This window comes from Shewanella sp. S1-58-MNA-CIBAN-0166 (assembly GCF_040310085.1).
Taxonomy (GTDB): domain Bacteria; phylum Pseudomonadota; class Gammaproteobacteria; order Enterobacterales; family Shewanellaceae; genus Shewanella.
Window position 1 is genome coordinate 71,274 of record NZ_JBEOPN010000010.1, and the last position, 21,679, is coordinate 92,952.

Consider the following 21,679-nt stretch of genomic DNA (forward strand, 5'->3'; position numbering starts at 1 on the left):
CTTGATATCTTGCTGTGTTCAGCATTATCGTTTTAATTTATTGATTAAGTCTGCACGTATTTTGCGGGCCGTTAATTCGTCTAATGGCTTAGTTTGCATGCCTTTCACATTGTCGGGAATATGACTGTCATCAACATCGTCATGATCGAAAATGTAGTGTTCGAATATCGATTTCCATGCTTGGCGCTGAGCTTTAGGCAGAGAGCGTAAGCTTAATATACTGTGCAATAAGGCATTGTTAGGCCGGCCTAAAAAGCCAGGAGTATCGCGCCACCAGTGGGTAATGAGTACGTTAAAGTCATCGACGCCACGAACATGGTGCCACCACATGCTGGGAATAAATAACACATCACCAGGGCTTAGCTCTGCTGTTAGGCTGGCGTCTAATGCCTGCTGAAAACGCGGGAAACGTTCAAAGTCGGGGTTCGCCATATCAACGAGACTGATGTCTTGGCCACCGGGTGCCAGTTCCATGGGGCCAACATACAAATTACTAATTTGCTCGGGTGGGAATAGGGTAAAGGTACGCTTACCAACCACGTTACACGCCAGATTTAGCGGAAAGTCATAATGAGCAGCCACCTTGGTTTGGTTACCCAGCCAGATGCTGGTTAACGGTTGCATGGGCGCTAAATCTAAACTGTTTTGTGCCCCTAAACCGGGTAAACATTGGTGGATATCGGTCGAGCCCATGTACATTCCCGCAGGCATGTCTTTAATCATTTCTTGGCTTAATCGGTCTAGCAGCTGATTAAAGTCCAATCGGCCGGCTTGATAATTAAAACCATCAAGTTTTTCATTGTAAAACACTCTACCTTGTTGCTCTGGCGGTAAATAATACGCTGTTACTGGCATGCCTTGATAAAACTGGCGCAGGTAAGTCATCGCACTTTGTGCCGACTCTAATCCTGCCTGGACCAACGGCCAATGGCAACACAGCCCTTTAAATACCATGGGTTTGTCGGCATCACGGATTAAGTCTATGACGTTATCTAATGTACATTCATTGATACGTTCGACTTGCTGTAGTGTCTTGACCGTTGTCATCACTATTAACCTTGCGCATTCTTGAGGTTAAGTAAGTCTCTTACATTGCTTTGCGAGGCTAATGTCATGTAAATGGCTTGCAAGTAACCTTGCTGGTGCAGCTTTGCTAATGCGTCAGCAGACAATCCGGCTAAGGTTTCTTCATTGATGGTATAAAAACCGATCATCTGATTTTTTTGACCGTTGTCTAACTCAATATCTAAAGTGAATGATTCCAGCAATTGATGTTCAATCAAGGCATCGACAAAGCGTTGACCATCTTGTAAACCATGATGTATGACCTCAAGAATTTCGCCGACTTCATCGAGTAATGGCGTGTTACCGCCGTAAGGTAAAAATAATGCTTCACCTTCGGTCTCGCTGACTCTAGGGTGGTCTAAGTCCACATGAATAACGCGTTGCTGACGTTCTACACCGTCTTCAAGTACGGTTTGTTGACCGATTAAAAAAGGTTGGCGACGCACAGTAAGCGGCACGTATGATGCGCTCCAGCCTTGTTCACTTAAAAACACGTTATCATTTTGCTGAAAACCAAATAGTGCCACCGCGTAAAACTGGCCTGTGGCAGTATCTTTATGAAAAAAGATCGGGTAGTGGGCTTGCACGCTGCGAAACTCTTGCGGAAATGTCACGCTATACCAAAGGTTATCGCCTAGTGCAGCGGAGCGATGAGTCATCACTTTTACGTCTTTATGTTCAATGCTGTTTAGTAATACATGTTGGCTCATTTTGATGTCCTATCTTGTTCGTTCAAATACGTCGTATTTTTATGATTATTGTACGTGAATTTTGTCTGTAATCTTACTTGCGTTGTTATCGTGATTATTTATGTCATGTCTTAAAGCTTAGGGAAACCATATTGCGCAACTTTATCGAGTAACTCGCGATTACTCGGCAGGTTTTTAGCAAGCGCTTGGGTGCGCTGTTGATTGTCATTAAACAGTCGCTGTGCCAATTGTTGCATTGACGGTTTCACATGATTGGGCAATTGGGTGTTATAGCCCATGCCATAAAGTACATATTGAAAACTGGCTGCCGGAAATAAGGCTTCTTTATAACTAATATCTTGTTGGCTCGGTGTTTGATAACGCCATAATTCGAGCATGGCTTGTAAGCTGTCGGGGATTGAGTTTGACTCACGATGGTCACGCCAATAACCATCAGCTTCACGTCGGCTTATCACATAATGCAGCTTTAAAAAGTCGATAATTTGTTGCCAGTGTAGTTGATAGCGCTCGTTAACACGCTTAGCAATCGTGTCCATCACCATACGATTGGGTGGTAATTGTTGGGCTAAGGTAGATGCAGTCCATTCGATTAATGCCAAAGCCGACGCTTCTAATGGTTCGATAAAGCCTGCTGCCATCCCGATAGCAATACAGTTATTTTGCCAGCATTTAGCACGATACCCAGGGTTAATCGTCAGTTGTCTCGGTTCCAATTTGTCAGCTGCAGCGCCATCAACACCGAGATAATTAAACAATGTTTGCTGTGCATCTATGTCATTGGTATGGCTTGATGAATATACATAGCCGACACCTTTACGCGTTGGTAGGCCTATATCCCAAATCCAACCGTTTGACTGTGCAGTTGAGTGTGTGCAAGACGCAATAGGGCTATTTGCATCAGGGTAGGGGACTTGTATCGCTAGTGCGCGATCATTAAAAAGCACCGATTTTTGACATAAAAAAGGCACTTGCAAGTGTTCACCTAACAGTAGAGATTTTGCGCCGGTGCAGTCGATAAATAACTGGCCACTGATTTCGCCATGTTGTTTAGTGATCAGCTTGTCGATGTCGCCATGATCGTTATTAATAATTTGACTGACATGGTCGCGAATATGGGTGACGCCGAGTTTTTGAGTGCAATGCTCTGTGAGTAACTGACTAAACTTAGCGGCATTAAGGTGGTAGCCGTAGTTATTTTGAAAATGATACTGAGCAGTGGCAATGCTTTTGGGGGCTAAACCAAGCTGAGTTAATACTTGCTGGCTACAAACGGCTTCGGCAAAGCTGACTTGTTCGGCATGAGGCAGCCAATATTGGCATAAGTCGAGTTCTTGGTGACCGTGGGGCAAACTAAATGGATGTAAATAGCTGTCAGTGACCTTGCTTTGTGGGTCTGCACACCAATTGATAAACCGAGAGCCCTGTTTAAAGCTAGCATCACATTGGCGAATAAAGTCGTTCTCATCGATACCAATTTTGCTCAGGGTTGAGCGCATTGAAGGCCAAGTGCCTTCACCTACGCCAATAGTGGCCACATCCGGTGATTCGATTAAAGTAATATTGAGTTTGGGAGAGTGAGCTAAAACACCGTTATCAACATTATGTTCAGCGGCCAACAAACCGGCAGTTATCCAACCAGCGGTACCGCCTCCAACGATGACTATTTCGGTTATTGGTTTTTGCATCATCTTTACCTACGCTTTTGGCGTGATTATTATTTTTATTCTGATGAATCTAAAAATCTGATTGCTTAAAGAACACATTAACTAGCATTCAATAAAATGTCAGCACATTCAAGTAATAGTTTTTTTATGTTTTGCGTGTATGGTTTCAAACAACTAGGCGTAAAAAATAGTAACGTCCTTGTTACTCAATATGTTGCAATAAAAGGAGGTGACAAAGGCTGGCACCTCAACGACCTGAAAGGGAACTTGAGTGAATTCCGTCTAACACTGGGGTATTAGCCGAAATATCACTCAATGACTATTGCATTACGCTATAGGCTAGAAAGTGTAGCGAGCACCTAAACTATAACGAGCGCCGGTTTCGGTTAGGTTTAACACTTGCTCTTCTGCACGACCGTGAACACGGATGTACTCTTCAGTAATGTTAAGTCCTTCGAAAAATACGGTTAAGCCTTCAACAGATTCGACATCATAACTAACAGACAAATCGATTTGCGAGTAAGCTTCTGTGTACTGTGGGTTAGCGCCAGTACCTTGACCTGTAGAGTTTAAGAACTCATCACGCCAGTTGTATGCGATACGAGCTTGGAAACCATAATTCTCGTACACCAATACCGCATTAGCAGTGTCACTGATACCGATTAATGCTGACTGTGCATCAAATGAGAAGTTGTCGTAAGCCTGATCACTATCAACCAAGGTGTAGTTGGCAATGACACCAAATCCGCTTTCGCCGAAGAAGTGTTGAGCCGCAAACTCCCAACCATCAATGACTGAGTTATTAGAGCTATTTGATGGCGTTGAAATATTAAAGTTCAACAATTCATCATTATTAGCTGCACTGCCGCTAATAATTTGATTGGTGGCATCTACAGCAGCATTATCAGCATAATTTGCGAAAATATAATCACGAACAGCGCCAGCTTCAGTTGTCCCCGTTGCGGCCACAGCAGCTTTATATAAATCACCAGATGCTGGGTTATAAATGCCGTTAGTGGTTTTAACTGTTTCAGAACTGATAAAGTTTTTAGTGTCTTTACGGAAGTATCCTACTGACACGTAGCTCGATGGCGCGTAATACCACTCTGCCGAGAAGTCGATATTTTCAGACTCGAGCGGCAATAATGTAGGGTTACCTGCAGAACCACCACCATTACTACGATTGGCAAGGGTCGCTAATACCGTACCGCCTTGAATATCTGTGTAGCTAGGACGACCAATAGTTTCGCTGTATGCTGCACGAAGCATGACATCTTCTACCACTTCAATATTGAAGTTAAAGCTTGGAAGTAAATAGTCGTAATCACCGGTTTTGGTTTCAAAAACTTGCTCACCAGTACCCACTAATGCAATTTCAGTTTCAGCAATCCAATTTGCGCCATCATAACCAGCAACGGCTGCGGTCGAGGTGACATCAGTTTGCTCATAACGAAGTCCAAAATGCACGTCATATGGCATGCCGGCAATTTCATTATCGTAGTTGTACTGTACATAAACGGCTTGTGATTCTTCTTCAGTGTAACGGTCTGTTTCAGCTGCATAGTTTGTTGAAGGGCAGAAGCCATTACCACAATCACCGCTTACTGCAGAAGCATAGTTTGCTGCTGCAAAATCACGTACTGACGTAAAGTCCCACATGAAAATGGTATCTAAAACATCGAAGTTACCGTCTGAAAGTGAGAAGTCACCGCCATTGGCGTCAAATTTGTCATGAATGGTGTCAGCTGGGAACCATGCATCTTCAAAGTCACCTGCAGAACCTACTCCACCCCAATCGTTACGCTGAACGTTGACGCTTTGTGAGTGATTGTTTACGTTCGTTAACGCAACACCAAAGTCAATGCTGCCAGCATCTTCAAATAAGTATTCACCGTCAAATTGGTATTGATCAATTTCAGACTTATTACGTGCGTTACCAAAAACAGAACCGGTAAGCATCATGTCTGCAGGTGTCACTGCATTACCACCACCAACAGCAAGCACTGGTAAGTCACCGCTAAAGTCAGTTGCCGCGCTGGTACGCACAAACGCTGCAGTACTTAAATTGTTGTTTGAACCATAAAGGTTGTTTGGTTTGTTTTCCGCAACCGAGTTGTGCGCATCAAATGTCAGCTTTAAGTTATCTGTTGCTTGCCACTCAAGGTTAAAACCTAAAGAACCACTTTCGTTACGTACGCCATAATCACCAGCCGCCATAGATAAATCAGCAGGTGAACCATAAGTTTCAGAATAAATAAGTGGTGAGGCGATAGGGCCATCAGACCATACGTTTTCAGACGGAACGAAGTTAAACCATGCTGATACGTCATTCGATTGAGTGTCGATGTCGTTACGCATGTAGGTATAATCTAAGCTTGCGACTACGCTATCAACAGGGCTGTACTGTAATACTAACTGGCCGTTAGTACGGGTACGTTGTTGTTCTTCAAAACGATAAACAGTGGTTTGCGGAACTGAATAAATATCGCTATCACCAGGACGATTAACTTGGGTGCTGTCTTTAGCAACGCCGCCCCAATCACTGTTGTCAGCAGAACCTGGGAAGCTACGCCAGCCGGTGCCGACCTGTGCTTGTTGGTTGCCACTTTCACGCTCTTGATAACTGGCCGAGAGTGAAATACCAAATTTATCATCAGCAAACGTGTTTGAGTATAAACCTGATAACTCAGGGGTAACTGAGCCATTATCGGTTGATTGATCATCAACTGCTTTTACACCAAATGTGGCTTTTAAGCCCGGAGAGCTGAATGGCTTATGCGTTAAAATATCAATAGTAGAACCAATACCACCGGTTGAATCTGAAGCTTGGCTAGTTTTGTGTACTTCAACACCACTGATACTTTCAGAAGCGATGTTAGCAAAATCAAATGAGCGCGAACCTGTAGTCACAGGCATTTGACGACCATTGAGAGTGATCAAGTTGTAGTCTGGACCAAAACCACGCACGGATACTTTACTGCCTTCACCGTTAGAACGGTCAATCGATACACCAGTAATACGCTGTAACGATTCCGCTAGGTTGGTGTCAGGAAACTTACCAATGTCTTCAGCTGAAATAGAGTCAACGACTCCACTTGATGAGCGTTTCACATCCATTGATTTAATTAAACTGCCACGAATACCAGTAACCGATATTACTTCGATATTTTCTTCACTTGCTTCATCAGCAGCATAGGCTGGTAACATACTGCTCACACCAAGCACTAGCGATAAACTGGTCGCAAGCTTAGTTTTTGTAAATTTTGTTGTTTTCATCTAGGAAATCCCCATTGACTAGATTTTACTTCTCTCAATATTGCGGGTTAGGCGCAAATCGTTTTTTTAATTCTCTATCCACGCAGTAATCATTATTTATAATTGTAGGGTTATAAAACATCTAATGTAAGCGCTTACATAAAACTAGTGTAAAATGTGACCGCAGTCAACAAAAACAAGTTCGAATTATTACATTTCATTAACTCAGATGTAGATTTTTTTATACTAAATATTGTTATCCATTGTTTTTAAACATTTTTAATTTAATATTTATTTCTGCGTTAAAATGTAAGCGCTTTCTTTTGTGGGTTAGATTGTTACCAATTATATTTATGACTTATCTTATTATTGGGCTTGAATAAGGTGTGCTCAGAGGCATAAGCTAAGGTGTTGTCATGTATTTGGGTGGCATGGTTGTCAATCAATAGGGTTAACACTCACGCCTTTGACTTCATCCTATTACTATCATCAGCGCTGGCTCGTTCAATATAGATACCTTGTTAAAGCAACAATGGTGGTGAAGGTGTTACATTGAATGTTAGATACGTTGAACTATTATATTGTCTGGTGAAAAGGGGAGCTGATAAGTGACTTGAACATGCCAGTAATCACCTAGCTCAGGTAATCGTAATAATGTCAGTCGTGAGCAGGTATTGGAGTTTCACTTAAATACTAAGTGTTATGTTAGCGGTGAATATGTGAGAGGTTTGCTTTTTATTAGTGGGTCGTATCAAAAATCAAATGTTAATAGTTATTACACTCGTTGATAGTTGCTGTATTAGCTAATAGCGACTGCATTATGAGCCAATACCGTTGCTAAATAACATGAACAATTAATGATATATGCTCATGTTATCTGTCTTGTAAATTCAGGTTATTGACTTTTTAGGTTAACCGCTTTGGCTGAATCACGAATAAATAATTCTGGCTGAAATGAGCGTTCAATTACCACGTCTTTATTGTTATAAACTTGTCGAAGTACCCAGCGAGCGGCCATTTTACCCATCTCGTTAATGGGGTTACTGACGGTAGATAATTTAGGTGAAATATATTGTGGGAAAGGGATATTATCGTAACCGATAAATGAAATATCTTCCGGAACACGCAATCCATGCTCCAAACACACTGCAATAGCGCCTGAGGCCATCTGATCATTAGCACACACTACAGCTGTGATCGGTTTGTTCATCGACAATAAACGTTCCATCGCTTCACAACCGCCAGCTTCTTTAAAGTCACTTTCAACGCAAAGGGTGTCATCAAAATCGATATTGTATTGTTGCAATGCTCGTTTATGTCCTTTTAGGCGATCTCTCACATCGAGCTTAAACAATGGCCCTGAAATGTATGCGATATCTTTATGGCCAAGTGATAAAATGTGCTCGGTAGCCATGAAGCCACCTTGTTCATTTTCAAGATAAACACAGCGTTCTTTGATAGCGTCGATATAGCGGTTAATAAATACCACCGGCGTTGAACCTTTACTGAGCTCGATTAGGTAATCGTCTGATACAGCCTCAATATCCAAAATAAGGGCATCACAGCCGCGACTCATTAAAAACTCAACCCCTTCTTTCTCTTGTTTCTCGTCACTATGACCAGCAGCAATAATCACGTGCTTGTTAGCTGTTCTAAGGGCTGTTTCAATTTCGGTCATCATGGGACCGTAAAAAGGACCGTCAAGCTGAGACACCAAAACCCCGACACTGTTTGAACAGTTCGAGGCGAGTGACTGTGCAATCGTATTAGGCCGGTAACCTAACGCTTTCATTGCATCGAGTACTTTTTGTTTGGTTTTATCGCTTACTTTGGTGTTGTTGTTCATGACTCGGGACACAGTCGCCAGAGACACACCAGCCATCACTGATACATCGTAAATAGTTGCCATATAATGAGTATTAAAAAGCCGTCTTGGAGCACATGGCTCCAAGATTAACATGCTTTTATTTTGCTTCTCTATTTAATTCTAAGTGAATTTGGTCCACTTTTTGATTATCTAAAGTGTACCAGCGCATTACAAAAGCCACGACTAAAGATCCAATCGCAGGGTAAATAGTGAATGATAATAATATACCTTGCTGAGTATGCTCCGTTTGCATGGTATCAGGCTGATAACCATAACCTGCTAATAACCACCCCGCAGAAGCACCACCAATGGCAACACCCAGTTTGATAAAGAAAATCACTGAAGAATAAATCATCCCGGTAATGCGTACGCCATTTTTATATTGGCCATAATCGACAACATCAGCCATTTTTGCCCAAAGTAATGGGGTGGCCATGTTGAACGTAAAGCCCCAGATAATAAACATTCCAAAGGCGAGTACGACTTGATCGCTAGGTACAAAGTAGCTCACTACACACATCGCTGCCGCAAGCAGTTGCAAAGTGATATAAGCTTTGACCTTACAAAAGCGTTTAGCCAAAGGCTCAGCTAAAATACAACCAAATATATTACCAACCATACCCAGAGTGATAAATAGGGTGATGGAGTCCGGCATGTTAAGGAAATATTTAACGTAGTAAATCGCTAAGCTAGTGCGTAACACCATACCTGATAATAAACACACTGCCGCAATAGCTAACACACGCCATTGGTCATTTTTGAGCATATCGGTAAAGTCTTTCTTAAAGCTAGACTGTTGATCCGCTGGCGGGTGTAAACGCTCTTTAGTACCCCAAAAACAGGCAAGAAACATCGCAACACCCAAAACGCTCATGGCGGCAATAGTCAGCTGGTAACCTTTGGCTTGATCGCCTTCACCTAAAAATTCGACTAGGGGTAAGGTTAAACCTGACACCAATAAACCACCGAGCATTGCAAATACAAAACGGTAAGATTGTACTGATACTCGCTCTTTTGGGTCGGCTGTTAATACGCCGCCTAATGCACAATATGGGATATTAATGGCGGTGTAGACCATCATGAGTGCGGTATAAGTAACGAAGGCATAAATCATTTTGCCGTCTTCAGTTAAATCAGGAGTAGTAAAGGCTAAAACACTGATAAAACCAAAGGGTAGGGCAAACCATAATAGGTAGGGTCTAAACTTACCCCAACGGGTATTGGTTCTATCTGCCAACGCGCCCATCAATGGGTCGGTGACCGCATCAATTAAGCGTACAGCTAGAAACATGGTGCCGACAAATGCTGGCGAAATACCGAAAATGTCGGTATAGAAAAAGGTTAAAAACAGCATAACAGTTTGGAAAACAATATTACTGGCAGTGTCCCCGAGCCCGTAAGCTATTTTTTCTCTGGTGCTTATCATACATGCCTCAATTGTTGTTATTTGTTAAAATGATGCAACTGTTTGAATAGAACAAAGCCGTTTTATACAACGGCTTTATCTGGTTAACATATTATTTTCTTAAGTTTATAAATTCTCGATACGCATAGGCGCTGGCTTTTAGGGTGCGTTGTTGAGTTGTATAATCAACATAAACAATCCCAAAACGTTTTAAATAGCCTTCAGCCCATTCAAAATTATCCATTAAACTCCACGCAAAATATCCTACAACATTAACGCCTTGTTCAATGGCATTATTTACTGCATTTAAGTGAGCGTTATAGTATTCGAGTCTGTCTTGATCATCCACTTTACCGTCTTGCAATTTATCATCCATTGCCGCACCGTTTTCGGTAATGTAGATCGGCGGTAAAGGATAAAGTGCATGCAAAGAGGTTAATAAGTCGGTGAAGGATTGTGGGTATATTTCCCAGCCTATATCTGTTTTAGGTTTGTCGACCATATCGATTTGGCTAAAGCCATTTACTGGGTCTGCTTTATAGACCGCACGGGTGTAAAAGTTAATGCCTAAGAAGTCGATAGGTTGAGCAATAATATCAAAGTCGCCTTGTTCAATAACGGGCTTATCTTCAGCGGCGAAGTCATTAATAATGTCAGGGTAGCAACGGTCAAACAGTGGTTTGATGTACCATTGATTAAAGTACTGATCGGCTTTACTTGCGGCGTTAACATCTGCTGCAGAGTCTGTCGCGCTATAGCAAGGCGTGAAGTTAAGTACGATACCATTTTGGCTATTAGGACTGTTTTTTTGCAATACTTTCATGGCTAAACCATGAGCCAATAATAAATGGTGTGCAGATTGACGACCGAACGCTTTGGTTGCTAATCCAGGCGCATGAACGCCAATTTCGTAACCTAAGTAAGAACTGCAAAATGGTTCGTTAAAGGTTGCAAAGGAATAGACTCTGTCACCGAATGCCTGAGTGATTTTGTCGGCGTAGTCTGCAAATAAATAGGCCGTTTCGCGATTTAACCAACCACCATTATCTTCAATATGTTGTGGTAAATCCCAATGGTATAAGGTCACAAAGGTTTTAATACCACGACGATTTAATTCATCGAGTAAGTCGGTATAAAACGTCACACCTTGCGGATTGAGGCTGCCATCTTTATGCATTACGCGTGGCCATGAAATCGATAAACGGTAGGCGTCAACGCCTAGCGATTCAATTAGATCGACATCTTCACGCCATAACTTTAAATGCTCGCATGCTTGCGAACCGTCAGAACCATCACGAATTTTGCCTGGAGTCGCACAAAAGGTATCCCATATACAAGGAAGACGAGAATCCACTGCGCCTTCAATTTGAAAAGAAGCAGTCGCCACACCAAAGGTGAACGCTTTTGAATGCATTTTAGAATCGGCTGGTAACATAATTTTCATATTTAAATTCACTTAGTATTATTTAATTGTGTCTATTTTTATGACTAACTTATTACGTTGAAATACCCTGATAAAAGGCCTTGCGCCGTGATAGATACGCAGTAAAAAATAAGCTCTCGCGTTTAAAAATCGTTGACATCAGTTATCGATATGTTAAAAATGAAAGCGCTTACATTGAGATTAGTGATTAATTATCCAAAGGTCAATAATTGATTTGGTTAATTATTGAATGCTTATCTGCTTGCTCAAGTGTGGAAATGATCACCAGTCAAATGTCTAGGGTTTACGGGGAATTAACTCTTGGCGTGAGATTATTGGTATCCATTCAATGGCGTTATGTACTGCAACCCAAGATAACTATTAACAACAATAAGGGAATGTCATGGCGACTTCACCGCTTCAACCTGAGTTGGCAAATGCCGATTCGACTCACCAGCAAGGCAACTTTCGTTTTGCTTTGATAGCGTTAACCTCGTTATTTTTTATGTGGGGCTTTTTAACCTGTTTAAATGATATTTTAATCCCTTATTTAAAAAACATGTTCGACCTTAATTACACCCAAGCAATGCTGGTACAGTTCTGCTTTTTCGGAGCCTATTTTATTGTGTCTATTCCGGCAGGAGCCCTAGTCGGTAAAATTGGTTATCAAAAAGGTATTATTACCGGATTGGTTATTGCTTGTGTAGGGTGTTTACTGTTCTATCCATCGGCCAGTTATGGCTCTTACAATATGTTTTTATTTGCTTTTTTTGTACTGGCTTCGGGCATTACCATCTTGCAAGTATCAGCAAATCCATATGTGAGCGTATTAGGCCCAGCCGAAACCGCATCGTCTCGTTTAACCTTAACCCAAGCATTTAATTCATTAGGCACCACGGTGGCGCCATTTTTTGGTAGTTGGTTAATTTTATCGACCGTTGAACATGACAGCAAAGTCACTGAGGTTGGCGAAGTGATTGGCCAGCTATCGATTCAGCAACAAGCCTCTGCAGTACAAACGCCTTACCTTATTTTAGCGGGTGCGTTGTTTGTATTAGCATTCATTTTTATGTTGTTAAAACTGCCTTTACTGGGCAAACGAGACACTCAGTCTAATGCCGCTGTAAAAGGTAGCGCATGGCAATACCCGCATTTGGTGCTGGGTGCCGTGGGTATTTTTGTTTATGTGGGCGCCGAAGTAGGGATTGGCAGCTTTTTAATTAGTTTTTTAACTCAAGATGATATTGGCGGCGTGTCTGAATCGGAGGCTGCGCATTACATTGCTTACTACTTTGGTGGCGCGATGGTTGGGCGCTTTATTGGTGCTGCAGTCATGCAAAAAATTAACGCAGGCAAAGTACTCGCGTTTAATGCGCTGTGTGCGTGTGTTTTAGTGGCAGCAGCCATGTTGAGTGTCGGTACCGTTGCCATGTGGGCATTGTTGCTAGTCGGCTTGTGTAATTCAATCATGTTCCCAACCATTTTCAGTTTAGCGCTACAAGATTTAAAACAGCACACCAGTCAAGGTTCGGGTATTTTATGCTTAGCCATTGTCGGAGGTGCTGTTTTACCATTATTACAAGGCATGTTAGCTGACAGTTTAGGCATTCAATTAGCCTTTATTCTACCTTTGTTATGTTACGTATTTATTGGTTATTACGGTTTGATTGGATGTGCTGCAAAACGTCCAGTATTCGCAGATAAGGTATAAGGGAAGACCATGAGATTAACTCAATTACAGTGCATGCATAAAGTCAGCACACCGACAAAAACAAGCTTGATAGCCTTAGGCGTATTGCTCGGCTTAAGTGGGTGCGGCGAGAACAATAACGCCACTCAACAAGATAAAAAAACAGCAGTTACCCCTGCCATGGTTGGTGATACAGCAGCTAAGTCGTCATTAGCCATTTGGCCGGATCTTAAGCCTGCTATCGCCAAAGATGATGCTTTAGAAGCCAAAATTGATGCGTTAGTGGCTAAAATGACTATAGAGCAAAAAGTCGCGCAAATGATCCAACCTGAAATTCGCGATATTACCGTTGAAGATATGCGTAAATATGGTTTTGGCTCGTATCTCAATGGTGGTGGTGCATACCCTAACAATGACAAACATGCTACGCCTGCAGATTGGATTGCACTGGCGGAATCTTTGTATCAAGCATCGGTCGATGACAGTGTTGATGGGATTAATATTCCAACCATGTGGGGCACCGATGCCGTACACGGTCATAACAATGTTATCGGCGCGACTTTGTTCCCGCATAACATTGGTTTAGGGGCGGCTAATAACCCTAAGTTAATTGAAAAGATAGCCGCTATCACGGCAAAAGAAGTGATGGTGACCGGTATCGATTGGGTATTTGCACCCACAGTTGCCGTAGTGAGAGACGATCGCTGGGGTCGAACTTATGAAGGTTATTCAGAAGACCCACAAATCGTCAAAGCCTATTCTTACGCCATCGTTGAGGGCCTGCAAGGTTCTGTTAATGGTGACTTTTTATCTGATCAACATGTGATTTCAACGGTTAAGCACTTTTTAGGCGATGGCGGCACCGAAAATGGCATCGATCAAGGCGATAATATTGCCAGCGAACAAGACTTATATGACATACATGCACAAGGCTATGTGGGGGGACTCAATGCTGGGGCACAAAGTGTTATGGCATCATTTAATAGCTGGCATGGGGTTAAAAATCATGGCAATAAATATCTATTAACAGATGTACTTAAAGATAAATTAAATTTCGATGGTTTTGTGGTAGGTGATTGGAACGGTCACGGACAAATCGAAAATTGTACTAATGAGTCGTGTGCGCAAGCCGTCAATGCCGGTTTAGATATCTTTATGGTGCCAACTGCCGCTTGGAAACCGTTATATGAAAACACCATTGCACAGGTGAATAATGGTGAAATAAGCCAAGCGCGTATTGATGATGCGGTTAAACGTATTTTACGGGTTAAGTTCCGTGCAGGTTTGTTTGACAAACCTAGCCCTGCCAATCGGCCGTTATCGGGTAAAACTGAATTAATTGGCCAAGCAAGTCACCGTGAGGTGGCACGTCAAGCCGTTCGTGAATCTTTAGTACTGCTTAAAAACAATCAAGGTTTATTGCCTTTAGCGCCTAATGCAAAGGTGTTGGTTGCAGGTGATGCTGCGGATAATATCGGTAAACAATCGGGTGGCTGGACCATTACGTGGCAGGGTACTGATAACCAAAATAGTGATTTTCCTGGTGCTACGTCAATTTACGCTGGTATTGATAAATTGGTCACTCAAGCTGGTGGCACAACAACATTAAGTGTTGCGGGTGAATTTGAACCACAGCAAAAGCCAGATGTTGCGATTGTTGTGTTTGGTGAAGAGCCGTATGCAGAAGGTAACGGCGACATTGATAACGTAGAATATCAACGTGGAGACAAGCGTGATCTTGCTTTATTGCAGAAGTTAACAGCGCAAGGTATTCCAGTGGTATCTGTGTTTATTAGTGGCCGTCCTATGTGGGTTAATGCTGAGTTAAACAGCTCTGATGCATTTGTCGCAGCCTGGTTACCGGGTTCTGAAGGGCAAGGCGTTGCAGATGTGTTATTTACTCAGGCTGATGGCAAAGTTGCTCATGATTTTGTCGGTAAATTGTCATTCTCATGGCCTGCGACACCTCAGCAAACTCAGATTAATGTGCCATTAGCCCAATACAACACTAAACAAGCACAAGCTGATTATCAGCCGCTTATACCTTATGGCTATGGCTTAACTTACCAATCTACTGCCAGTGATGCGGTTGTGTTAGACAATTTGTCGGAAGACAATTTAGCTGCAACTCAAACACTAGAAGATTTACCTTTATTTGAGCGCGCAGTGAAATCGCCTTGGTCAATGTTCATCGCTAACGCTTCTGAGCGCCAAGGGTTAACCAGTAGCGTAGCGCAAAATAGCGCATTAACCATTCGTACTATGGATCGTGTGGTTCAAGAAGATGCGCGCTTGGTATCGTTTAATGGTAATGAGCTGGGCACTGTAGGTTTAATTAGTAATTTCCCTCGTGATTTAAGGGCTTACAGTAATAGTGATGCCACGTTATCAGTGAGTATTAATGCAACACAAGCACTGCAAAAGCCGTTATGGCTAGGGTTGGCATGTGAAGGTGATTGTCGTAAGCAAATCGATATTGCCAAGCAGGTGAATACTCAATTAGGTGAATGGCAACGTTTAAGCTTTTCATTGGCATGTTTTGCTGATGAACCAATGGATTTTGCTAAAATTGTGATGCCATTTTACCTTGCCACCGACGCGGCAGTGGAAATTCGTTTCAGTGATGTGGTCATTCAAGCTGCATCAGCAGAAAACACCATACAATGTAACTAATTAAAAGCGAATTAGCCCTATCTGAGTCATTAGATAGGGTTAGTTAAACTCAATTTTAAATAGTAATGGTTGGCGACGCTTGTTGTTTTACTACTGCGTGCGGCAAACAGAGAACGATAAATGGATAAGGCCAAAAATGAACAAGCTCAATAAGCATCATTCATTTGTATCCTGCTTAACTGCGTTGACTTTGTCGGTCATATTTTTGTCTGGCTGTAATGCTGATGATGTAACAGAACAAGCTACAGATACTATGGTATCCAATACCGCAGTATCAGGTTGGCAACTGGTTTGGCAAGATGAGTTTGAGGGTAACCAAATAGACACTGCTAAGTGGAGCTTTGCAGTTGATTGTTATGGTGGTGGCAATGATGAGGCTCAGTGCTATACCTCACGGCCTGAAAATACTGCAGTTAGTGATGGTTTGTTAGCGATTACGGCATTAAGAGAAACCTTTTCTGGGCCTGCAGTAAATGATTCTGATCCAAGCTATGACGTAAACGATACATCGAAAACATTAGATTACACCTCTGCTCGTTTAGTATCGAAAAACAAAGGTGATTGGAAATACGGCCGTTTTGAAATTCGCGCCAAATTACCGCAAGGTCAGGGGACTTGGCCGGCGATATGGATGTTACCGACAGATTGGGTATACGGTCCTTGGGCTGGATCAGGTGAAATAGACATTATGGAGGCCGTAAACCTTAAGGTTGTTACCGACGATAAGGCGCCAGAGTCTGCAGTACATGGCACATTACATTACGGTAAACAATGGCCCAACAATGTTTATACGGGCACAGAATATCGTTTACCACATGACCTCAATCCTGCAGACGACTTCCATGTTTATGCTGTTGAATGGCAACAAGGTGAAATCCGTTGGTATGTCGATGATGTTCATTTTGCCACTCAACGAGCATCGGGTTGGTTTAGCCAGTATGTCGATGATAATGGTGATGTGGTCAACGCACCTGATGATGCACCGTTTAATCAGCCATTTCACATGTTACTTAATCTTGCTGTGGGTGGCGCATGGGCCGCGAATGTGAATAAAACCGGTATCGATGAGTCGATTTTTCCGCAGTCGATGTTAGTGGATTACGTGCGTGTATATGAATGTGCTAAATCACCTAAAACAGGTGCCGGATGCGAAACAATTGATGGCAGTGTTGACGTTACCTTAGGCAAAATAGCACCAGAAATTATGTCACTAGACTCAGCGCTTTAACAGTGGGTTTTGTTTTATGTAGTCAATAATTATCAGCCAGTACTGTGAGTGACGATGGTTTTTTACTGTGATATCCCAGCTAATAGTGTCATTTTATGATGTTGATTTTTAACTGAATACGAATGCAAAGATGCACTGTTTGCTTTGAGTGGTGAGTGGTTTAGCTTAGTATCGAGCAAGTTTAGAGGTGTTGTCAGTATGTTGTAATCATGTAATGGCATGATCAGAGTGTTTTAGTTTAAGTGCGATCAAATGATTATATAAATTTATGATGTCAACAATGGCATAATGGAGCAAATGCACCTTAATGGTATTGAAGCCGTTATAAATTTTAAGGAATTGATTTGTCGAACATTACATTTTCTCTAGCTGAGCTAGAACAGGTAGTCGCCATTGCTAAAGATGCAGGTACTGCGATTATGCAGGTTTATGCTCAAACTGATTTGCAGATTGAGGTTAAACAAGACGATAGCCCTGTTACTGCAGCCGATATTGCCAGCCATAATGTGATTGTCGCTGGCCTTAAACAGCATTTTGCTGATATTGCTGTAATGAGTGAAGAAGCGGCTGATATCAGCTGGGCAGAGCGACAAACGTGGCAAACGTATTGGTTGATCGATCCGCTAGATGGCACCAAAGAATTTATTAAACGCAATGGCGAATTTACCGTCAACATCGCCCTTATTCACCAAGGCAAAGCCATTGCCGGTGTGGTATATGCACCAGTATTAGACAAATGTTATAGCGGTATTGTTGGTCAAGGGGCATGGCTTGAATATAACGGACAAATATCGTTATTAGATATTCGTGACAGAGCATTGCAATCGCCACCTATTGTAGTCGGAAGCCGCTCTCACGTTAGCCCTGATGTTGCCGCTTATTTACAGACTATTGGCGAACACCAAATGTTAAGCGTCGGCAGTTCATTAAAATTTTGTATGGTGGCCGAAGGGCAAGCAGATGTGTATCCAAGATTAGGCCTAACCAGTGAATGGGATACCGCCGCAGCGCAAGCAGTATTAGAAAGTGCTGGTGGTCAGGTGGTTGAATATCCAGCGCTTACACCGCTGCAATACAACCAAAAAGAAAATATTTTAAATCCGTATTTTATTGCTGCTTCATCGGCATGGTTTGCACGCAAATAGCGCTAATCGTTATCAGCTCTTGCAAGCCCAATATGGAACCCCAATTAATAATAAGCAAATGGAGTGACAAGTTATGATGCGCATGGGCGTCGATCTCGGTGGTACAAAAATTGAAATAGTGGCTTTAGCCGATGATGGATCTGAAATTTTCAGAAAGCGCATTCCAACGCCAAAAAACTATCCTGGTACCATTGAAGCCATTGTCAGCTTAGTGGCTGATGCAGAATCAGCAACGGGCCAAACCGGCTCTGTTGGGGTTGGCATTCCAGGTGTTGTGTCACCGTTTACTGGCTTGGTAAAAAACTCTAATTCAACCTGGATTAACGGTCATCCGCTGGATAAAGATTTAAGTGAAGTATTAAGCCGTGAAGTACGTGTAGCTAATGATGCGAACTGTTTTGCAGTATCAGAAGCCGTTGATGGCGCAGCTGCTGGTAAAGGGGTTGTATTTGGCGGCATTATTGGTACCGGTTGTGGTGCAGGTGTTGCGATTAACGGTCGTGTCCATGGCGGCGGTAATGGCATTGGCGGAGAGTGGGGACATAACCCATTACCGTGGATGACAGCAGATGAGTTTAATACCACTACTTGTTTTTGTGGTAATCGTGACTGTATTGAAACCTTTATTTCTGGCACAGGCTTTGTTCGTGATTTTCGTGAAGCGGGTGGTGATGCCACTAGCGGTATTCAAATTTCTGAGATGATGCAACAAGGCGATCCGTTAGCCACAGCCGCATTTGAACGTTATATCGATCGCTTAGCGCGTTCACTCGCACACGTGATTAATATGATGGACCCAGACATGATTGTACTTGGCGGCGGCGTCTCTAATATTGAAGCTATTTATACTGAATTACCTAAAGTGTTACCCAAATATGTTGTTGGCCGTGAATGTGGTACCCAAGTGGTTAAAAATAAGTTTGGTGCATCATCTGGTGTTCGCGGTGCAGCATGGTTGTGGGGCAAAGACGAGAAGTAATCACTTCTTACGCGATATGCAAATACATTAAGTATTACAGTAGATTAAACGGCACTTAAAGGTGCCGTTTTTGTTTTGAGTTTGTTTTAGTGCTCGATAACGATAAACTAGCCGCAATAATGATAAACGAAGTGAATAATTAATGTTTTGGCTTAAAAAACTGTTGTCACAATTGGTGATGCCAATTCCTTTTAGCATAATGTTGTTCGTTCTGGCTGCCATTTTATGGCGAACGAATCGTGTAACGTTACTGCAATTTGGCCGAGTGCTCTTGGTTACCGCTATCGTGGTGCTAACATTAACAAGCCAATCGCAAGTGAGCTATTTTTTAGCAGATTCATTAGAATCACAGCATAACGTTAATCATCAACCGATTACTGGTTCTTGTGTTGTGATGGTATTAGGTTCAGGCAATCGTGAGCAACAAGGCCATACTGCAGTGCAGCAACTATCATCAACAGCACTGGCTCGTTTAACCGAAGGCGTTCGTCAGTTTAGGTTGGGACAGCAATGCACTTTAATTGTGAGTGGTTGGAGTGGCGGATATCTGAAGACAGCTCATGCGACCATTATGGCTCAAGCTGCAGAAGAGTTAGGGATCCCCAAAGCCAGTATTGTGGCCTTTAATGAACCCAAAGACACTATTGAAGAGGCCTATGCTTTACAACAGCGAATTGGGCTGCAACCATTTCGATTAGTCACTTCAGCAACTCATATGCCGCGGGCGATGATGATATTCACCTCATTAGGAATGCAACCCCAGCCTGCGCCGAGTGATTTTATCGCACAACAAGGTTTCTGGTGGCGTTTAGATGCAGAGCAACTGCTAGCTTCGCAAAAATCTATCCATGAATATGTTGGCATCTTGTGGCTTAATATTAAAGGTATGACTGCTGATTAAATGTATTAGCCAAAAGACGCAAAGCGATATTAAAAACCTTATTTATTATATTTAGTTTAAAGGACAAACCGTGGTCAATGATGAGTTACTAATTAGCCCTTTTGCCAAACGAAATGGCATAACCTTAACGGTGGTTGGTGCCATCAGTTTAACGGCTAGCTTGATTGTTTTTATCGGCCTTAACGGTTTTTTTGCCGTAGGAATGTTGTGCTTTGCATTAGGCTCAGTGGCACTCATTTTAGGTGTCGCTAAAGTGCATCAGCCGGCGGTTAGTTTTAAGCTAACTCCTGCAGGTGTGGCATTTTTTCATCGCCGCGGCCAAGTGTTTATTGAATGGCATAATATTCAACGAGTCGATTGTGCCCGAGTAAATCAAAACTTGCAGTTGATTGAGCTACCTTATATTGGCGTTAAGCTTAAACAGATTAATCCCATTTTAGACTGTATTTCACCCCGTCTTGCCACTGGTTTACTGACCGAACAGCGGCCATTACTCATGACTGCGGCCACCCAAGATGAAGATTTACAAAGTTTAGAAGGTTATTTGGGGGCTGAATTTACGCCGCTAGTGGTCAATGGTGAACGTTACCGTGGGGTATTGGCAATGTTTGGTCATCGCTGTCAAACGTTAAACGAACAGTTGGGTTACCATGTGTATTTATCGATTGATAATTTAGATCGAGAACCGAAAGAGTTTGTGACTTTGTTGCGTCAATGGCAACAGCAAGCCCAACTACAAACTCAGCAGCACACAACATCTGCGACAGATATCGAATGAAACGACTAACAATCATGTAGCAGGTGTTCAAATGGCATTACAAGGCGGTTGTTTATGTGGCGCGATACGTTATCAAGTTAACGGTATGCCATTTGAAGCCGATCATTGCCATTGTAATCAATGTCGTAAAAGTGTTGGTGCGGTAGTCATGAGCTGGATGGGTTTTCATACAGACAAAGTGCAGTGGTTACAAGGACCGGTGACTGAATTTGCCTCTTCAGATAACATTCGACGTGGTTTTTGTAAGCGCTGTGGCTGTTCATTGACTTACCGACATTTAGATTATCCACAATACACTTCATTGTCGATAGCCTCTTTAGACCAACCAAACCTAGTACCACCGACTTATCATATACACACTGACGAGCAGGTTAGTTGGTTAAAGATAGATGATTCTTGCCCGCGTTATAAGGCAGGTAAAACAGCAGCTAAAAAACCAGATTAACTTTCTGATGAAGTACTCGTAAGAGGCTCTCTGTGACGATAACCTAAAAACTGGCCACCATCTAAAATTTCAATATTTTCACAATAAGCATCGCCTTCAAAAATCCCTTGCTCATGGAGGGTGATTTTTTTACAACGCGCTTTACCTGCTAATTGGCCAGCAATCATTAACTCGCGACATAAAATATCACCATCGACAGTGCCACTAGTTTCAATGGTTACATTGCCCTGCGCTTTGATGTCACCACTCACATGACCTGCAATTAGGACATCACCACTAAAAATGAGTTTACCGGTTAAATGGCATTCTTGGGCGATAAAACTGAGTGGATTAGCCGGTTGCTTTTGACGAAACATCTTAGTGCTCTTAAGTTGGTATTATGTCGGTAATATAACGTGATAGGTTGATAAACAACACTAAAATCGCTGACTGTATTTATAACATCTTTCTA

At 42.4% G+C, this 21,679-nt stretch carries 16 protein-coding genes; 8 read left to right on the forward strand and 8 right to left on the reverse strand.

Annotated elements, in window-relative coordinates:
* Positions 1–24: 24 nt before the first annotated feature.
* From AAEY99_RS08260 to AAEY99_RS08290, 7 genes are all read right to left on the reverse strand, one after another.
* On the reverse strand, positions 25–1,047 hold the full coding sequence (locus AAEY99_RS08260; RefSeq protein WP_351010004.1) for a cupin-like domain-containing protein: 1,023 nt from the start codon (positions 1,045–1,047) through the stop codon (positions 25–27).
* A 5-nt stretch (positions 1,048–1,052) separates the two neighbouring features.
* Positions 1,053–1,775 carry a SapC family protein gene (locus tag AAEY99_RS08265; protein WP_101086663.1) on the reverse strand — a complete coding sequence of 241 codons (723 nt, stop codon included), beginning with the start codon at positions 1,773–1,775 and terminating at the stop codon, positions 1,053–1,055.
* Positions 1,776–1,885: 110 nt separating this feature from the next.
* Complete coding sequence (locus AAEY99_RS08270; protein WP_192115266.1) at positions 1,886–3,463, reverse strand: tryptophan halogenase family protein; 1,578 nt, start codon at positions 3,461–3,463, stop codon at positions 1,886–1,888.
* Positions 3,464–3,778: 315 nt separating this feature from the next.
* Positions 3,779–6,715: a TonB-dependent receptor gene (locus AAEY99_RS08275; protein ID WP_351010007.1), complete on the reverse strand. Its 2,937-nt coding sequence runs from the start codon at positions 6,713–6,715 to the stop codon at positions 3,779–3,781.
* Positions 6,716–7,589: 874 nt separating this feature from the next.
* The gene (locus tag AAEY99_RS08280) at positions 7,590–8,603 is read right to left on the reverse strand and encodes a LacI family DNA-binding transcriptional regulator (protein WP_101086666.1); all 1,014 of its coding nucleotides are present in this window, start codon (positions 8,601–8,603) and stop codon (positions 7,590–7,592) included.
* Positions 8,604–8,658: 55 nt separating this feature from the next.
* Positions 8,659–9,987 carry a glycoside-pentoside-hexuronide (GPH):cation symporter gene (locus AAEY99_RS08285; RefSeq protein WP_162023476.1) on the reverse strand — a complete coding sequence of 443 codons (1,329 nt, stop codon included), beginning with the start codon at positions 9,985–9,987 and terminating at the stop codon, positions 8,659–8,661.
* 91 nt (positions 9,988–10,078) lie between these two features.
* Positions 10,079–11,410 (reverse strand): GH1 family beta-glucosidase, encoded by a 1,332-nt coding sequence (locus AAEY99_RS08290; RefSeq protein ID WP_351010010.1) that lies wholly within the window; start codon positions 11,408–11,410, stop codon positions 10,079–10,081.
* A gap of 382 nt (positions 11,411–11,792) precedes the next feature.
* Here AAEY99_RS08290 and AAEY99_RS08295 point away from each other — a divergent pair, with 382 nt between their 5' ends.
* The 8 genes from AAEY99_RS08295 (at position 11,793) to AAEY99_RS08330 (ending at position 21,228) form a co-directional block, all read left to right on the forward strand.
* Positions 11,793–13,100, forward strand: coding sequence for a sugar MFS transporter (locus AAEY99_RS08295; RefSeq protein WP_351010013.1), 1,308 nt, complete (start codon positions 11,793–11,795; stop codon positions 13,098–13,100).
* A gap of 33 nt (positions 13,101–13,133) precedes the next feature.
* Positions 13,134–15,752: a glycoside hydrolase family 3 protein gene (locus tag AAEY99_RS08300; protein WP_502959500.1), complete on the forward strand. Its 2,619-nt coding sequence runs from the start codon at positions 13,134–13,136 to the stop codon at positions 15,750–15,752.
* Between the two features lie 136 nt (positions 15,753–15,888).
* Complete coding sequence (locus tag AAEY99_RS08305) at positions 15,889–16,980, forward strand: glycoside hydrolase family 16 protein (RefSeq protein ID WP_335691392.1); 1,092 nt, start codon at positions 15,889–15,891, stop codon at positions 16,978–16,980.
* Positions 16,981–17,324: 344 nt separating this feature from the next.
* A complete protein-coding gene (cysQ, locus tag AAEY99_RS08310) occupies positions 17,325–18,125 on the forward strand; it encodes a 3'(2'),5'-bisphosphate nucleotidase CysQ (protein WP_335691394.1) in 801 nt (266 codons plus the stop codon).
* A 73-nt stretch (positions 18,126–18,198) separates the two neighbouring features.
* Positions 18,199–19,104: a fructokinase gene (mak, locus tag AAEY99_RS08315; RefSeq protein ID WP_101086673.1), complete on the forward strand. Its 906-nt coding sequence runs from the start codon at positions 18,199–18,201 to the stop codon at positions 19,102–19,104.
* Between the two features lie 142 nt (positions 19,105–19,246).
* Positions 19,247–20,005: an ElyC/SanA/YdcF family protein gene (locus AAEY99_RS08320; protein WP_351010017.1), complete on the forward strand. Its 759-nt coding sequence runs from the start codon at positions 19,247–19,249 to the stop codon at positions 20,003–20,005.
* A gap of 70 nt (positions 20,006–20,075) precedes the next feature.
* A complete protein-coding gene (locus AAEY99_RS08325) occupies positions 20,076–20,783 on the forward strand; it encodes a DUF2982 domain-containing protein (RefSeq protein WP_351010020.1) in 708 nt (235 codons plus the stop codon).
* 31 nt (positions 20,784–20,814) lie between these two features.
* Entirely contained in the window at positions 20,815–21,228 is a 414-nt protein-coding gene (locus tag AAEY99_RS08330) for a GFA family protein (RefSeq protein ID WP_351010022.1), read from the forward strand.
* Here the strand turns inward: AAEY99_RS08330 and AAEY99_RS08335 are convergent.
* Positions 21,225–21,584, reverse strand: a complete 360-nt coding sequence (locus AAEY99_RS08335; RefSeq protein ID WP_101086677.1) for a bactofilin family protein — start codon at positions 21,582–21,584, stop codon at positions 21,225–21,227. The genes AAEY99_RS08330 and AAEY99_RS08335 overlap by 4 nt on opposite strands.
* Between the last annotated feature and the right edge of the window lie 95 nt (positions 21,585–21,679).

What these genes read in the sequence shown, in the direction of transcription:
- AAEY99_RS08290 (WP_351010010.1), bottom strand. Translation starts at nt 11,410, where the DNA reads ATGAAAATTATGTTACCAGCCGATTCTAAAATGCATTCAAAAGCGTTC.
- AAEY99_RS08280 (WP_101086666.1), bottom strand. Translation starts at nt 8,603, where the DNA reads ATGGCAACTATTTACGATGTATCAGTGATGGCTGGTGTGTCTCTGGCG.
- AAEY99_RS08305 (WP_335691392.1), top strand. Translation starts at nt 15,889, where the DNA reads ATGAACAAGCTCAATAAGCATCATTCATTTGTATCCTGCTTAACTGCG.
- AAEY99_RS08330 (WP_351010022.1), top strand. Translation starts at nt 20,815, where the DNA reads ATGGCATTACAAGGCGGTTGTTTATGTGGCGCGATACGTTATCAAGTT.
- mak (WP_101086673.1), top strand. Translation starts at nt 18,199, where the DNA reads ATGATGCGCATGGGCGTCGATCTCGGTGGTACAAAAATTGAAATAGTG.
- AAEY99_RS08300 (WP_502959500.1), top strand. Translation starts at nt 13,134, where the DNA reads ATGCATAAAGTCAGCACACCGACAAAAACAAGCTTGATAGCCTTAGGC.
- AAEY99_RS08320 (WP_351010017.1), top strand. Translation starts at nt 19,247, where the DNA reads ATGTTTTGGCTTAAAAAACTGTTGTCACAATTGGTGATGCCAATTCCT.
- AAEY99_RS08260 (WP_351010004.1), bottom strand. Translation starts at nt 1,047, where the DNA reads ATGACAACGGTCAAGACACTACAGCAAGTCGAACGTATCAATGAATGT.
- AAEY99_RS08285 (WP_162023476.1), bottom strand. Translation starts at nt 9,987, where the DNA reads ATGATAAGCACCAGAGAAAAAATAGCTTACGGGCTCGGGGACACTGCC.
- AAEY99_RS08265 (WP_101086663.1), bottom strand. Translation starts at nt 1,775, where the DNA reads ATGAGCCAACATGTATTACTAAACAGCATTGAACATAAAGACGTAAAA.
- AAEY99_RS08275 (WP_351010007.1), bottom strand. Translation starts at nt 6,715, where the DNA reads ATGAAAACAACAAAATTTACAAAAACTAAGCTTGCGACCAGTTTATCG.
- AAEY99_RS08270 (WP_192115266.1), bottom strand. Translation starts at nt 3,463, where the DNA reads ATGATGCAAAAACCAATAACCGAAATAGTCATCGTTGGAGGCGGTACC.
- AAEY99_RS08335 (WP_101086677.1), bottom strand. Translation starts at nt 21,584, where the DNA reads ATGTTTCGTCAAAAGCAACCGGCTAATCCACTCAGTTTTATCGCCCAA.
- AAEY99_RS08295 (WP_351010013.1), top strand. Translation starts at nt 11,793, where the DNA reads ATGGCGACTTCACCGCTTCAACCTGAGTTGGCAAATGCCGATTCGACT.